We start from the raw sequence: 14,511 nt of genomic DNA, 5'->3' as shown, positions 1-14,511 counted from the left end.
GGCCGCCTCCGGCTGCGGGGTGCGCGGCGTCAGCGGCAGCCCCCGCACCCGGTCCACCACGGCCCGCAGGTGCTCCGGCGTCGTGCCGCAGCAGCCGCCGACCAGCGAAAGGCCGTACTCGCGCACGAAGCTCTCGTGCGCGTCGGCGAGCTGCTGCGGCGTCAGGTCGAAGTGGGCGCCGTCCTTGGTGAGCACCGGCAGGCCGGCGTTCGGCATGCAGGACAGGCCGACCTTCGCGTGGCGGGCGAGGTAGCGCAGGTGCTCGCTCATCTCCGCCGGACCGGTCGCGCAGTTCATGCCGATCAGGTCGATGCCGAGCGGCTCCAGCGCGGTCAGCGCCGCGCCGATCTCGGAGCCCAGCAGCATCGTGCCGGTCGTCTCCATGGTGACCTGCGCGATCACCGGCAGGTCCGCGCCCGCCTCCCGCAGTGCGTCCTTGGCGCCGAGCACGGCGGACTTGGTCTGCAGCAGGTCCTGCGTCGTCTCGACCAGCAGTGCGTCCGCGCCGCCCGCGATCAGCCCGGCCGCGCAGGCACGGAAGCCCTCGCGCAGCTCGGCGAAGGGCCGGTGGCCGAGCGAGGGCAGCTTGGTCCCCGGGCCCATCGAGCCGAGCACCCAGCGCTGGCGACCGTCCTCGGCGGCGAACCGGTCCGCGACCTCGCGGGCCAGCCGCGCGCCGGCCTCGGCCAGCTCCTCGATCCGCTCCTCGATCTCGTACTCGCCCAGCGCGGCGGCGTTGCAGCCGAAGGTGTTGGTCTCGACGCAGTCCACGCCCACGGCGAAGTAGGCCTCGTGCACCGAGCCCACGATGTCGGGGCGGGAGACGTTCAGGACCTCGTTGCAGCCCTCGTACCCCTGGAAGTCCTCCAGGGTGGGGTCCTGGGCCTGGAGCATGGTTCCCATGGCCCCGTCCGCGACCACGACCCGGGTGGCCAGTGCCTCTCTCAGCGAGATCCCTGTGCTCATCGGACCCCCGCGAGCAGCGGCGCCATGTCCCTGGCCACCGAACCCCCGTGGGCGACGTCGATCTTCGCCTGGAGCAGCTCGGCGCTGAGCCCGTACTCCTGGCCGCCGGCCGACTCCAGCACGGCGGAGGCGAGCGCGCAGCCCAGCTGCGCCGAGCGCTCGGGCGTCCAGCGGCGGACCACACCGGCGAGGTAGCCCGAGCGGAAGGCGTCTCCCGCGCCGGTCGGGTCGACCACGTTCTCGGTCGGGACGGCCGGGACGTGGACGGGCGCGGCGCTCTCCTGGCTGATCCGGGCCCCGTCCGCGGCGAGCGTGGTGACCCAGGTGCCGACCCGGGCCAGCACCTCCGGCTCGGACCAGCCCGTCTTGGACAGCAGCAGCTCGGCCTCGTACTCGTTGGTGAACAGGTAGCGCGCCCCGTCCACCAGCCGCCGCACCGACTCGCCGTCCATCAGCGCGAGTTGCTGCGACGGGTCGGCGGCGAAGGCCAGGCCCAGCGCCCGGCACTCGTCGGTGTGCCGCAGCATCGCCTCGGGGTCGTTCGGCGAGACCACGACCAGGTCGATACCGCCGACCCGGCTGCCGATCGGGGCGAGCTCGATCTCCCGGGCCTCGCTCATCGCGCCCGGGTAGAACGTGGCGATCTGGTTCTGCGCCCGGTCCGTCGTGCAGACGAACCGGGCGGTGTGCAGGGTGCGGCTGATCCGGACGGAGTCGGTGTCGACGCCGTGCGCGTTCAGCCAGTCGGCGTAGTCGGCGAAGTCCTCCCCCGCCGCGCCGACCAGGACCGGGCGCAGGCCGAGCCGCCCGAGCCCGAAGGCGATGTTCGCGGCCGCGCCGCCACGGCGGATCTCGAGCCGGTCGGCGAGGAACGACAGGGAGACGTTCTCAAGGCTCTCGGGTATCAGCTGCTCGCTGAAGCTGCCCTGGAAGACCATGAGGTGGTCGGTCGCGATGGAACCGGTGACGAGGATCCGCACGATGGATCAACCCTTCTGGACGGCGGCTGCGGCGCGCAGCTTCTCGGCGCGGTCGGTGTTCTCCCAGGTGAAGTCCGCGAGTTCGCGGCCGAAGTGGCCGTAGGCGGCGGTCTGGGAGTAGATCGGGCGGAGCAGGTCCAGGTCGCGGATGATGGCGGCCGGGCGCAGGTCGAAGACCTTGGTGACGGCCTCCTGGATCGCAAGGACCGGGACGGTCTCGGTGCCGAAGGTCTCCACGAACAGGCCGACGGGCTCGGCCTTGCCGATGGCGTAGGCGACCTGGACCTCGGCGCGCTTGGCGAGTCCCGCCGCGACGATGTTCTTGGCGACCCAGCGCATCGCGTACGCGGCGGAGCGGTCGACCTTGGACGGGTCCTTGCCGGAGAAGGCGCCGCCGCCGTGGCGGGCCATGCCGCCGTAGGTGTCGATGATGATCTTTCGGCCGGTCAGGCCGGCGTCGCCCATCGGGCCGCCGATCTCGAACCGCCCGGTCGGGTTCACCAGCAGCCGGTAGCCCTCGGCGTCCAGGTCGATGCCGCGCTCGGCCAGCGCCTTCAGCTCCGGCTCCACGACGAACTCCCGCACGTCGGGCGCGAGGAGGGAGTCCAGGTCGATGTCGGGCGCGTGCTGCGAGGAGACCACGACGGTGTCCAGGCGCACGGCCTTGTCGCCGTCGTACTCGATGGTGACCTGGGTCTTGCCGTCGGGGCGCAGGTAGGGGACGGTCCCGTTCTTGCGGACCTCCGTCAGCCGGCGGGAGAGGCGGTGGGCCAGGTAGATCGGCAGCGGCATCAGCTCGGGCGTGTCGTCGCACGCGTAGCCGAACATCAGGCCCTGGTCGCCGGCGCCCTGCTTGTCCAGCTCGTCGACGTCGCCCTCCACCCGCGCCTCGTAGGCGCTGTCGACGCCCTGCGCGATGTCGGGGCTCTGCGAGCCGATGGACACCGAGACGCCGCAGGACGCGCCGTCGAACCCCTTGGCCGAGGAGTCGTAGCCGATGTCGAGCACGGCCTCGCGCACGATCGCCGGGATGTCGGCGTAGGCGGTGGTGGTCACCTCGCCCGCGACGTGGACCTGACCAGTGGTGATCAGCGTCTCCACCGCGACACGCGAGGACGGGTCCTGGCGGAGGATCGCGTCCAGGATCGCGTCGCTGATCCGGTCGGCGATCTTGTCCGGGTGACCTTCGGTCACGGACTCCGAGGTGAACAGTCGTCGGGACACGGGTCCTCCAAGTCTTGGGTGACTGTTGAACCATCGTGCGAGAACCATCGACAGGACGGCTCAAGACCGGGTCAAAGCCGCGGAAGCGTGCAGGGGCGCGAGGAACTGCGCGAGCAACCACCCGATGCGGATGGCCCTGTTACAGGGGACCATCCGCACGCCGGTGGCTTGTCGCGCAGTTCCCCGCGCCCCTAGGTGGTGCAACGGGAGGTGAGTGCAGAAGCTCAGCGCTTGGTGTGCTCGATGACCACCGCGGCATCCTTGTCGCCGTCGCCCGCGTCCACCACGGAGGCGAACGCCGCGCGGACGGACTCCAGGACCGGGAGGTCCACGCCGTTGTCGCGGGCCGCCGCGACGGCCAGGCGGAGGTCCTTCTCCATCAGCACCGAGCGGAAGAAGGCCGGCTGGTAGCGCCCCGCGCGCATCAGCTCCGCGCGGAACCGCATCACCACCGAGCTGAACCCGCTCGCCGCGACGGCCTGCAGCAGGGTGTCACGGTCCAGCCCGGCCGTGACGCCGTAGCCGACCGCCTCCGCCAGGGAGGCGACCTGCGCGCCCAGCAGCAGGTTGAAGATGAGCTTGACCGTCGTCGCCGTCCCGAACGGGCCCGTCGGGACCACCTCGGAGCCGATGGCGTCCAGGATCCGCCGGACGTCCGCGACGTCCTCCTCCGGGCCGCTGACGTAGACCCGCAGCTGGCCCTCCCGGGCCTGCAGCGGGTTGCCGACGACGCAGGCCTCGACGCGGCGCAGGCCCGCCTCGGCGAGGCGGCGCGCGGCCTCGACCGCGTAGCCGGGCGAGACGGTGGAGGTGTCGACGACCACGCTGCCCGGCGCGAGCGCCGGGACGATCCGGCCGAACAGCACCTCCTCCACCGCGTGCTCGTCGGCGAGGCTGATCAGGACCGTGCGGACGCCCGCCACCGCCGCCTCGGGCGAGTCGGCGACGACCGCCCCGGCGGCGGCCAGCGGGGCCGCCTTCTCGGCGGTGCGGTTGTGCACCGTCAGTTCGAAGCCCTGGGCGAGCAGCCGGGCGGCCATGCCGCCGCCCATGTTGCCCAGCCCCACGAACGCCAGCCTGTCGCTCATGAGGCCACCTCCAGCCGGTGCACGAGCCGGGTGACGGTCATCTCGCCCGCGACCCGGAACCGGTTCAGCGCCGCGCGGTTCTCCTGGTGCGGAGCGCTGAGCTCGAAGGTCCGGAACGAGGTCTCGTCCGCCCAGTCCGTGACGACGAAGTAGACGTGCGGGTCGGTGGTGCTGCGCACCAGCTGCTGGCCGAGGTTGGCCGGCTGCTCGGCGATCCGGCGGCCGATCTCGAGCCAGGTCTGCTCGAAGTCGGCCTCGGTGCCGGGCCGCACCTCCATCCGCAGCAGCACCCGCACCAGGCCGGCGTCCGCGGCGCTGTCGACCGCGGTCATCACGCGGCCTTGCGGGCGACCACGATCGTGTCGTAGTCGTGCAGCTCGGAGACCTCGACGGAGGCTGCCCCGGCCGCCTCCGCGTAGGCGACGACCTCCGTGGCGGGGTACTCCGAGCCGCCGTCGGTGACCAGCAGCATGTCCAGGCTGATCACCAGGTTCTCGACGTGCTTCTCCTCGTCGTCGAGCATCCGGTCGTACATCACCAGCGCGCCACCGGGGTTGACCGACTTGAACGCCTTGTGGACCAGCGCCTCGCGCTGCTCCGGGTTCCAGTCGTGCAGCACGTGGCCGAGGATGACGACGTCCGCGGTGACCGGCAGGGGGTCGGTGAAGAAGCTGCCACCGTGGAACTCGACCTTGCCGGTGAGCCCCAGGTCGTCCAGCAGTTCGGCGTTGAGCGGCGCCATCTGCGGCAGGTCGAAGACGTGGCCGGCCAGGTGCGGCTGCGCCTTGACGATCTGGGCGCACAGGTTGCCGCGGCAACCGCCGACGTCCAGGACGGAGTTGTGGCCGGACCAGTCGAAGGCCTCGATCACGTGCGGGCCGAGCACGTTGGTGAACGCGTCCATGCTGCCGACGAACTGGCGCAGGATCGCCGGGTTCTTCACGACCTCGTCGAAGTGGCTGCCGGACTGCGCCTCGCCGGTCCGCAGCGCCTCCTGGAGGCGCCCCCAGGCCGGGTAGAGGTTGCGGCTGGAACGCAGCAGGAAGCCGCCGACGAACTGCTCCTTGTCGCGGACCAGGAACTCGTCGGCGCCGGCCGCGTTGGCGTAGCGGCCGTCGGTGCGGGTGAGCAGCTTCAGGGCGGTCAGCAGGTCGAGGAAGTCGCGCAGGCCGCGACCGTGCAGGCCGAGCTGGGTGCGGATCTCCTCCTCGGTGGAACCCCCCGTGCTGTGCAGCAGCGAGAACAGGTCCAACTCGACAGCGGTCAGCAACGCCTTGGCGTCGCAGAAGGCGTTGCCGAGGCGGAGGATGCCCGCGGCGGTGCCGACGTCCAGGGGAGTGCTCGTCATCGGAAGGCTCCTTCTGCAATGTGGCTGGTCGCGGGGACGTTCCCAGCCCCGGATGGAAGGCGCGTCGAATACCGCTGGAGCCCCTTGAGAAGCACGCGAACCGAGAGGTTCGTAAGGCATTCTCGAGCCGCCGTCTGTACTCCTGCTCAGCGACAGCACGTCGACGAGGGGAACGGCATGGTAGACGTTCGAGTCCCGGTTCTTGTCATCGGTGCCGGCCCGGTGGGGCTGGCGACTTCACTCTTCCTGGGACGCCACGGCGTGCCCACGATGGTGCTGGAAAAGCGGGACGGCACCTCCCTGCTTCCCCGCGCCCCCGGCCTGCAGGCCCGCACCATGGAACTGTTCCGTGCGGCGGGTCTGGGCAAGGACATCCGTGCGCTGGAGAAGGGCGACACCCACGCCTACTTCGAGGGCGGCATCATCCAGGTCGAGACCTTCGCGGGCATCGACGACGCGGTACTCCTCGAGCGCCCGTCGCTCGACGGGCCGCAGGTCAGCCCCGAGCGGGTGATGGGCTGCGGTCAGGACCGCTACGAGAAGGTCCTGGCCGAGAAGGCCCGCGAGAACGGTGCGGACGTCCGCTTCCGCACCAAGCTGCTGGACTTCGTCCAGGACGAGGACGGCGTCACGGCGACCGCCGAGGTCCTGGACACCGGCGAGAAGCTCACCATCCGGGCCGACTACCTGGTCGGCGCGGACGGCGCGGGCAGCCAGGTGCGCCGCACGCTGGGCGTCGAGCGTGAGGGACGGGGCACCGTCTTCCACGCGCTCAGCATCTACTTCCAGGCCCCCGAGCTCGAAGTCCTGCTCAAGGGCCGCAAGTTCATCCTGTGCTACGCCTCCGCGGGCGGCACCCTGATGGGCCTGTCCCGGCTGCACGGGATCAACCCGTGGCTGGCCGCGCCCATCTACCACCCGGACCAGGGTGAGAAGCCGGAGGACTTCACCGACGAGCGCTGCGTCGGCATCGTCCAGCGGGCCGCCGGCAAGGACATCGACGTGGAGATCGTCGCCAAGATCCCGTGGGAGGGCGCGCAGCTGGTCGCGGAGCGGTTCCGTACCGGCCGGGTGTTCCTCGCGGGCGACGCCGCCCACGTCCACCCGCCGGCGGGCGGCTTCGGCGCCAACACCGGCATCCACGACGCCCACAACCTGGCGTGGAAGCTGGCGGGCGTGATCAGCGGGTGGGCGGGTGACCAGCTGCTGGACACCTACCACGCCGAGCGTCACCGCGTCGGCTCGGCGATGGCCGCGCAGGCGCTGGTGCGCAACCGGATCCGGCACGGCTACGCGACGGACGAGGACAAGAAGGCGATGGTGGACGACATCATCATCACCCTCGGCTACCGCTACCGCTCCACCGGCATCGCGGCCCCGCTGGACACGCCGACGCTGACCCAGGAGCTGGCGCTGACCGGCGAGCCGGGCACCCGTGCCCCGCACTACTGGCTGGACCGGGACGGCGAGCGGATCTCCACCGTGGACCTGTTCTGGGACCACTACGTGCTGCTGGCCCCGGCCGGCGAGGCCGGTCAGGCCTGGGCGGACGCGGCGGTCAAGGCGGCGGCCGAGCTGGGCGTCCCGCTGAAGACCTACCTGGTCGGCACCGACCTGGTCCCGGCCGAGCAGGACCGCAGCTGGACCGACGTCTGGGGCATCCCGGAGGGCGGCGCGGCGCTGGTCCGTCCGGACGCCTTCATCGCCTGGCGCGGCGCCACCGACGAGGGCGAGCCCGGCGACGTGCTGGGCAAGGTCCTGGCGGCCGCGGCGGGTCTCGAGCCCGTGACGGCGCAGGGCTGAGTGCAAGGAGCACAGCTGACATGACCGACCATCAGGCGGCGATGCTCTTCCTGGGCATCGCGGTGATCCTGGTGCTGGCTCGGTTGCTGGGTGCCGGGGCGCGGGCCGTTGGCCAGCCCCCGGTGCTCGGCGAGATCCTGGCCGGCGTCCTGCTCGGCCCCACGCTCTTCGGCGGCGCGGTGACCCGGGCGCTCTTCCCCATGGACGTGCGCCCGTTCCTCACCTCGCTGGCCGATCTGGGGCTCGTCCTCTTCATGTTCGTCATCGGCTACGACCTGGACGCGGCGCTGGTGCGCGGTCGCGCCAAGGTGGCGGCGGGGGTGTCCCTGGGCTCCATGCTGCTGCCCTTCGGCCTCGGCGCGGTGCTCGCCTTCCAGTTGGCCCACCGGCACCAGATCGGGCACTCGCACACCGGCTTCGTGCTGTTCATCGGCGCGGCCATGTCCGTGACGGCGTTCCCCGTGCTGGCGCGGATCCTGGCCGACCGACGGATGCAGCACACCGAACTCGGCGGGCTCGCGCTGGCGGCGGCCGGGGTCGGCGACCTGCTGGCCTGGGGCATGCTCGCGGTGGTGACCACCGTCGCGGGCGGCGGCCTCCAGTGGCGGGTCATGCTCGCGCCCGTCTATCTGGCGCTGATGGCCTGGGTGGTCCGCCCGCTGTTCCAGCGGCTGTTCACCGCACGCGAGAACCAGGCGGGTCTCACGCCCACGCTGCTGGCCGCCGTCGCCACCGGACTGATGCTCTCGTGCGCCGCGGTGGAGTGGATGCACGTGGACTTCATCTTCGGCGCCTTCGTCTTCGGCCTGGCGATGCCGCGGGTCGGCCCCGCCCGGCTGCGCGAGGGGCTGCGCGACAGCCTCGGCACGGTGGGGACGGTCTTCCTGCTCCCGGTGTTCTTCGTGATCGCCGGGCTGAAGGTGGACCTGTCCAAGCTGAACGGCGACGACCTGGGCGAGCTCGGGCTGATCCTGCTCGTCGCCGTCGGCGGCAAGTTCGTCGGCGCCTTCTCCGGGGCCCGACTGCTGGGCCTGGGCGGCCGCGACTCGGCGGTGATGGCCACGCTGATGAACACCCGCGGCCTGACCGAGCTGGTGATCCTCACCGTCGGGCTCCAACTCGGCGTCCTGGACACCGGGCTGTACTCCCTCATGGTGGTCATGGCGCTGGTCACGACCTTCATGACGGGTCCGCTGATCCGGCTGCTGCGCGGCAGCGAGCCACAGCCGGATCTGGTCTTCAGCGCTGCGGCACCGGTCGTCGAACCCGTCGGCTGACCGGACCCGCACGAAGGAGGGCCGGGGCTTTTCGCCCCGGCCCTCCTTCGTGCGTTCCCTCAGAGCGCGGCCTCCGCCAGCAGGTCGAGGTGCTTGGCGTCGCCGGTGCAGGGGAAGAAGAGCAGCTCGTCGCAGCCGGCCGCGCCGTAGTCCGCGACGGTGGCGCGCACCGCCTCCGGGGTGGTCAGCACTCCGGCCGCGGCCCGCTCCGCCTTGGGGCCGATGAAGGCGTAGTAGCGGCGCAGGTAGTTCTCGGCCCGCTGCTGTCCGTCGGGGCCGAGGGAGACGTAGGCGAGCGACAGGGTGCGCGGCTTGTCGGTGCGGCCCGCCTCCGCCCACACCGTGCGGGCCTGCTCGGCGAGCGCGGCGAAGCCGGCGACGGAGGAGCCGCCCGCGATCCAGCCCTCGGCGTGCCGGGCGGCGCGGCGCATCGCCGCCGGGGAGTGGCCTCCGACGATCAGCCGCGGCCCACCCGGGGTGGCCGGTGTCGGGCCGATGGGCGAGGACTCCGCCCAGTGGCCGCGCAGCTCCTCGATGATGGCGTCCAGGCGGCGGCCCCGGTCCCCGTAGCTGGCGCCGGTGGCGGCGTAGTCGTCCTCCCGGCCGCCCGCCGCCAGGCCCAGCCGGAGCCGTCCGCCGGACAGGGCGTCGAGGGTGGCCGCCTGCTTCGCCAGCACGGCGGTGTCCCGGCGGTAGGGAGCGATGAGGATGGTCGTGGCCAGGCGGATGCGTGAGGTCGCGGCGGCGGCCGCCGCGAGGGCGATCAGCGACTCGTCGTTGTCGTAGACGAGGCGGTCCAGGGTGGACAGGGTGCTGAACCCGAGCGACTCCGCGTGCGCGGCCCAGGCCGGCAGGCGCGTGATGTCACGGTCGGGAACGGTGGTGGGCAGACCGACGCCGATGTCCATGGCAGCTCCGTAGCTGGGAGTTGGGGGAAACGGGAAGCGGCCCCGGGCTCCCGGGAGGGGAGACCGGGGCCGCCGGAACGGGCACGGGCCCAGGGGCGTCAGACGCCGCCGTCGACGTTGAGGGTCTGGCCCGTGATGTAGCGGGAGTCGTCGCCGGCGAGGAAGAGCACCGCCCCGGCCACGTCCTGTGGGGTGCAGATCCGGCCGAGCGCCGTCATCCCGACGATGCGCTCCACCGCCTCCGGCGGCAGACCCGCGCCGGGCTCCGTCTCGGTCAGGCCCGGCGCCACGGTGTTGACGCGGATCCGGCGCTCACCGGCCTCCTTGCACAGAGCCCGGGTGAAGCCGATCAGGGCCGCCTTCGACGCGGTGTAGTGCACCCCGCGCGCCCGGCCGCGCAGCCCGGCCGAGGAGCCGATGAGGACGACCGAGCCGCCGTCGACGGTCTTGGGCAGCAGCGCCTGGGTGACCAGGAAGACGGAGGTGACGTTGGCGTCCATGACGCGGTGCCACTCGTCCTCGCGCAGGTCCCCGAACCAGAACTGGCTGTCCACGCCCACGTTGTTGACCAGGGCGTCGAGCTCGCCGAAGACCTCGCCGACGCGCTCGGCCAGCGCGGCGACCTGGCCCGAGTCGGTCACGTCCGCCTGCAGCAGGACATGACCGGGGCCGATCTCGTCGAGTTCCTTGGCGAGCGAGGTCGCCTCCTCCCCGCCGCCGCGGGAGACCACCGCGACCTGGGCGCCCGCGCGGGCGAAGGCCAGGGCCGTGGCCCGGCCGATGCCGCGGGTGCCGCCGGTCACCAGGACGCGCTTGCCGCTGACGCTCATGCCCCGGCCTCCTTCTGCGCGGCGCCGTTCCCGCCCGCGCGCTTGAGACCCAGCTGCGGGAAGAACGACAGGTACAGGCCGGCCACGGCCTGCTCCTCGTTCAGCGGGGCCTGCTTCTGCTCGTGCACCCGGTTGAGGTTGTTGAGCGGGATCGGGTCGCCGCTCTCCGCGCCGTTGAGGTGCCCGTGCACGGCCGCGTAGACGTCCTGCGCGTCGTTGAGGTCCTCGATGCCGGTGATGATGCGGTCGAACGCGGCCTGCAGGTCGAGCTCGTCGCGCTGCTCCGAGCTGAGCCTCTGGGCGTTGTAGAAGTGGTAGTCCTTGCCGCGGTAGCTCTCGTAGAAGACCGAGACCAGCACCAGCAGCCGCTCGTAGGCGTGCCGGTAGACCTTCTGGTAGAAGGCCCAGGCCTCCTCCTCCGTCGCCTCGCCGCGCAGCGTCGAGCCGAGCGAGGCGGCGGCCAGCATGCCGCTGTAGGTGGCCAGGTGGACGCCGGTGGACAGCAGCGGGTCCAGGAAGCAGGCCGCGTCGCCGGCCAGCATGTAGCCGGGGCCGCAGAAGGACTCGGCCGCGTAGGAGTAGTCCGCCTCGACCTTGAACTCGGCGGTCTGCTCGGCCCCGTCGAGGATGTCCTTGACGATGGCCTGGTCGGCGACGGCCGCCGTGTAGACCTGCTCGACGCCGCCCAGCTCGGCCTTGCGGGCCAGGAAGTGGTCGCGGCCGGTGACCAGGCCGACACTGGTGATCCCCTGGCCCATCGGGATGATCCAGAACCAGCCGTTGGGCATCGAGGCCACGCCGATCGCGCCCTCGGGGCCCTTGGGCAGCGGCTTGGCGTTCTTCCAGTAGGTCCAGGCAGCCATGTTCTTGAAGATGTCGTGGAACTTGCGGCTGTTGAACTGACGCGCCGCCAGCACGCCGTTGCGGCCGGACGCGTCGATCACGTAGTCAAAGGTGATCCGGCCCTTCTTCGCCTCGTCCGTGGCGTCCTGCCACCGGGCCGCGACCGGGCGGCCGCCGGCGAACTCGATCTCGCTGACGCCGGTCTCCTCCAGCACCTCGACGCCCAGCTCACGGGCGTGGTCGAGGAGGATCTTGTCGAACTCGGCGCGGCGGACCTGCCAGGCGTTGGTGGCGTCGCCCATGTCGCTGAAGCGGACCTCCCACTCCTCCTCGCCCCAGAAGAAGAAGGCGCCGCCCTTGGGCTGGAAGCCGTGGGCCTCGATCTTCTCCCAGACGCCGAGCAGCTCGAAGATGGGACGGCAGGAGGGCAGGATCGACTCGCCGATGTGGTAGCGCGGGAAGCGGTCCCGTTCCAGCAGGGTGACCTCGAAGCCCTGCTTGGCCAGCAGCCCCGCGGCGGTGGAGCCGGCGGGGCCGCCCCCCACGACGAGGATCTGGGTGTGTTCGCGCATGGATCTCTCCATCCTTTCAGGGAGTGGTCTGCGGGACGGGACCCTGGGCGTCCCAGGCGGAGGCAACCTCGTAGATGCCGAACGGCACCGCGAGGCGGTCGTCGCGGTACGGGCGCAGCGGCGCGGTGTCCTGGCGGTGCTCGGCGCCGCGCTCCCACGCCTCGAAGGCGGCACGGTCGACCCAGCGGCTGGCCACGACCAGGCTGGTGGGGTCGGTCGAGGAGCGCAGCAGCTCGTTGCCGAGCAGCCCGGGGACGCCCGCCATCCGTGCGGAGACCAGCTGGTAGGCCTCCTCGACGGCGGCCAGCTCGGCGGCGTCCCTGGCCCGCTGGTGGACCATCACACGGACCTCACCCGACACGGGTCGCCGCTCCCTCGATGTGGTGGACCACCCGCATCGTCGCGAAGGTGGCGCCCGCCCGGTACGCGTGCAGGCGCTCGCGATGCTCGACGTGGGCGCCGCTGTCTTCGAAGTCCTTGAACCCGGCCTCGTCGACCCAGTCGCTGACGATGAAGTAGGTGTCCGGGTCGGTGCTGCTACGACCGAGCCACTGGCCCAGGTTGGCCGGGTGGCCGGTGACGGCGTCCGTCCCGGAGAGCCACTCCTGCTCGAACGCGGCGGCCTGGCCCTCCTTGATCTTCATGGAGAGCAGAACCCGGAAGGTCTCGGCGCTCTGGGCCGCCATCAGGAGATGCCCCCGTCGACCGAGACGGTGGAGCCGGTGACGTAGCGGGAGAGGTCGCTGGCCAGCCACAGGATCGCCCCGGCGACCTCCTCGGGCAGACCGAGGCGGCCCAGCGCGGTCTTGGCCGAGTAGCGCTCGACCATCAGCGCACGCTGCTCCTCGGGCATCTTGTAGAGGTTCTCGGTCTCGACGACACCGAGTGCCACCACGTTGAACCGGATGCCCTTGCTGCCGAACTCCTTGGCCAGCGAGCGGTTCAGGCCCGCGAGCGCCGCCTTGGTCGCGGTGTAGTGCGAGCGCAGCGGGATGCCCGCGTCGACGGCCTTGGAGCCGATGCTGACCACCGAGGACCCGGCGGACAGCAGCGGCAGCGAGTTCTGGATGACCAGGTGCGCGCCGGTGACGTTGACCGCGAAGACCCGCTGGAACTCCTCCACCGGCAGCTCGGCGTAGGGGATGTGGCTGATCGCGCCGGCGTTGTTGACGACCAGGTCGAGCCGGCCGAACTTGGTCCGCGCGTGCTCGACGAGCGCGGCGACCTGGGCCGGGTCGGAGACGTCGGCCTGGACCACCAGGTGGTCGCCGCCGATCTCCTTCAGGTCCCGCTCCAGCGCGGTGACGGCCTCACCGGGCTGCTGGTAGCAGGTGACGACGTCCACTCCGGCCCGGGCGAGCGCCAGCACGATGCCGCGCCCGACGCCCCGGGTCCCGCCGGTGACCAGTGCCTTCTTACCGGTGAGGCCGAGATCCATGACTCCTCGTTCCTTGAGTGATCGGTTTACAGCAGGGCTGACAGGGCGGCGCAGTTGACGAACAGGGCGGCGATGGCGACCAGGCTCCGGCGCCGGTTCCAGACGCCCCAGGCGGCCTTCTTGGCGGGCAGGTCCGCGGGCGGGGCGTCCGGGTCGACGGACTGGATCCACCGGTTGGTGGGCACGTTCTTGCTCACCGAGATGACGATCGTGGTCACCGCCAGCGCCGCCGCGACCAGGAAGAGCGCACGGGCGGCGGGGTGGCCGCCCACCGACGAGAGCGACGCCAGGGTGACGTCCCCGGCCAGGGTGCCGAGCAGGCAGATCGGCATGGCCGGGTCGTAGCGGGTGGCGAGGAACGCGTACGCCTCGACGTAGCGGTCCGCGGGCAGTGCGGCCAGCAGCGGCCAGCCGCCGAGCAGGGTGCCGAGCAGCACGCCGGCGGCGAGGCCGTTGAGCAGCAGCACCACGGGTGCGAGCAGGGCAAGCACCGTTGCTCCTTTCGCTGTCTTCGGAGGTGCCTCAGCGCGCGGCGACCGCCGCCGCCTCGACCTTCTCCTTGATGAGCTTCATCTGGACGGCCGTGTTGCGGTTCAGGTGCGCGGTCATCCCGGCGTCGTCCACCGGCGCCGCGGGCTTCATGTGGAAGTCCTGGATCCAGCGCATGACCACGCCCGCGCCGTCCTGTGCCTCGCGGTACTCCCAGCGGATGTCCATGAACTCGAACGGGCCGGTCTCCACGCGGTGCGCGGTGACGGTGCGGGTCTCCGGGTCGGGCGTGCGCTCGGAGACCCAGCTCCAGACGGTGCCGTCCTCGTCGGGGTGCATGGTGAGCCGGAACCGGACGGTGGCGCCGTTCCGCTCCAGGATGTCGACGGTGGAGTACTCGCTGAACAGCTGCGGCCAGGAGGCGAGATCGTTGGTGCGCTCCCAGACCAGCTCCATCGGCGCCTCGATGGTGATCTCGTTGTCGGTGTGTCCGGCCATGGACGGGGCTCCTTCCGAACCTGTGCGAACGTCGTGGGATCAGTGCGCGACCGCGCCGAGGACGAGGACCGCGTTGAAGCCGCCGTAGCCGCGGGCGACGATCAGGGCGGTGCGCAGCGCGGCCGGGCGGGGTCCGTCCAGCACCAGGTCGAGCCCGAACTCGGGCCGCGCCGACGGCACGCCCGGGGTGTGCGGGATGACCTGGTGGTGCAGCGCCAGCGCGGCGGTGGCCACGTCCAGCGGCGCG

At 71.7% G+C, this 14,511-nt stretch carries 16 protein-coding genes and 1 pseudogene; 2 read left to right on the top strand and 15 right to left on the bottom strand.

The window, feature by feature from the left end; genetic code table 11:
- The 6 genes from TR49_RS34385 to TR49_RS34360 form a co-directional block, all read right to left on the bottom strand.
- Positions 1–966: homocysteine S-methyltransferase family protein (locus TR49_RS34385; protein ID WP_042389008.1), on the bottom strand; the 966-nt coding region annotated here is incomplete at its 3' end.
- Positions 963–1,946, bottom strand: a complete 984-nt coding sequence (locus tag TR49_RS34380) for a carbohydrate kinase family protein (protein WP_042389006.1) — start codon at positions 1,944–1,946, stop codon at positions 963–965. The genes TR49_RS34380 and TR49_RS34385, both read right to left, overlap by 4 nt.
- Before the next feature lie 6 nt (positions 1,947–1,952).
- Positions 1,953–3,170 (bottom strand): methionine adenosyltransferase, encoded by a 1,218-nt coding sequence (gene metK / locus TR49_RS34375; RefSeq protein ID WP_042389005.1) that lies wholly within the window; start codon positions 3,168–3,170, stop codon positions 1,953–1,955.
- Between the two features lie 224 nt (positions 3,171–3,394).
- Positions 3,395–4,258 carry an NAD(P)-dependent oxidoreductase gene (locus TR49_RS34370; RefSeq protein ID WP_042389002.1) on the bottom strand — a complete coding sequence of 288 codons (864 nt, stop codon included), beginning with the start codon at positions 4,256–4,258 and terminating at the stop codon, positions 3,395–3,397.
- Positions 4,255–4,590, bottom strand: a complete 336-nt coding sequence (locus tag TR49_RS34365; RefSeq protein WP_042389000.1) for an antibiotic biosynthesis monooxygenase family protein — start codon at positions 4,588–4,590, stop codon at positions 4,255–4,257. The genes TR49_RS34370 and TR49_RS34365 overlap by 4 nt, the downstream gene beginning before the upstream one ends.
- Entirely contained in the window at positions 4,590–5,606 is a 1,017-nt protein-coding gene (locus tag TR49_RS34360; protein WP_042388998.1) for a methyltransferase, read from the bottom strand. The genes TR49_RS34365 and TR49_RS34360 overlap by 1 nt, the downstream gene beginning before the upstream one ends.
- Positions 5,607–5,783: 177 nt before the next feature.
- On the opposite strand from TR49_RS34360, the gene TR49_RS34355 reads away from it, so the two are divergent.
- The gene (locus tag TR49_RS34355; protein WP_042388995.1) at positions 5,784–7,409 is read left to right on the top strand and encodes an FAD-dependent monooxygenase; all 1,626 of its coding nucleotides are present in this window, start codon (positions 5,784–5,786) and stop codon (positions 7,407–7,409) included.
- Positions 7,410–7,429: 20 nt separating this feature from the next.
- Positions 7,430–8,686, top strand: a complete 1,257-nt coding sequence (locus TR49_RS34350) for a cation:proton antiporter (RefSeq protein WP_042388992.1) — start codon at positions 7,430–7,432, stop codon at positions 8,684–8,686.
- A 59-nt stretch (positions 8,687–8,745) separates the two neighbouring features.
- On the opposite strand, the gene TR49_RS34345 is transcribed toward TR49_RS34350, so the two are convergent.
- The 9 genes and pseudogenes from TR49_RS34345 to TR49_RS44215 all read right to left on the bottom strand — a co-directional run.
- Positions 8,746–9,594, bottom strand: a complete 849-nt coding sequence (locus TR49_RS34345; protein WP_042388979.1) for an LLM class flavin-dependent oxidoreductase — start codon at positions 9,592–9,594, stop codon at positions 8,746–8,748.
- 98 nt (positions 9,595–9,692) lie between these two features.
- Complete coding sequence (locus tag TR49_RS34340; RefSeq protein ID WP_042388977.1) at positions 9,693–10,424, bottom strand: SDR family NAD(P)-dependent oxidoreductase; 732 nt, start codon at positions 10,422–10,424, stop codon at positions 9,693–9,695.
- The gene (locus tag TR49_RS34335; RefSeq protein WP_042388975.1) at positions 10,421–11,839 is read right to left on the bottom strand and encodes an NAD(P)/FAD-dependent oxidoreductase; all 1,419 of its coding nucleotides are present in this window, start codon (positions 11,837–11,839) and stop codon (positions 10,421–10,423) included. The genes TR49_RS34340 and TR49_RS34335 overlap by 4 nt, the downstream gene beginning before the upstream one ends.
- Before the next feature lie 16 nt (positions 11,840–11,855).
- On the bottom strand, positions 11,856–12,200 hold the full coding sequence (locus TR49_RS34330) for an antibiotic biosynthesis monooxygenase family protein (RefSeq protein WP_042388972.1): 345 nt from the start codon (positions 12,198–12,200) through the stop codon (positions 11,856–11,858).
- Positions 12,190–12,525 carry an antibiotic biosynthesis monooxygenase family protein gene (locus TR49_RS34325; protein ID WP_042388970.1) on the bottom strand — a complete coding sequence of 112 codons (336 nt, stop codon included), beginning with the start codon at positions 12,523–12,525 and terminating at the stop codon, positions 12,190–12,192. The genes TR49_RS34330 and TR49_RS34325 overlap by 11 nt, the downstream gene beginning before the upstream one ends.
- Positions 12,525–13,277 (bottom strand): SDR family NAD(P)-dependent oxidoreductase, encoded by a 753-nt coding sequence (locus TR49_RS34320; protein ID WP_042388968.1) that lies wholly within the window; start codon positions 13,275–13,277, stop codon positions 12,525–12,527. The genes TR49_RS34325 and TR49_RS34320 overlap by 1 nt, the downstream gene beginning before the upstream one ends.
- A gap of 26 nt (positions 13,278–13,303) precedes the next feature.
- The gene (locus TR49_RS34315; RefSeq protein WP_042388967.1) at positions 13,304–13,768 is read right to left on the bottom strand and encodes an anthrone oxygenase family protein; all 465 of its coding nucleotides are present in this window, start codon (positions 13,766–13,768) and stop codon (positions 13,304–13,306) included.
- 31 nt (positions 13,769–13,799) lie between these two features.
- Entirely contained in the window at positions 13,800–14,264 is a 465-nt protein-coding gene (locus TR49_RS34310) for an SRPBCC family protein (protein ID WP_042388962.1), read from the bottom strand.
- Between the two features lie 39 nt (positions 14,265–14,303).
- A pseudogene (locus TR49_RS44215) lies at positions 14,304–14,511 on the bottom strand (ketosynthase chain-length factor); the annotation flags it as partial.

The sequence above is a fragment of the Streptacidiphilus melanogenes genome (assembly GCF_000787835.1).
Lineage (GTDB): Bacteria > Actinomycetota > Actinomycetes > Streptomycetales > Streptomycetaceae > Streptacidiphilus > Streptacidiphilus melanogenes.
This window is presented reverse-complemented; position numbering and strand designations above follow the sequence as displayed.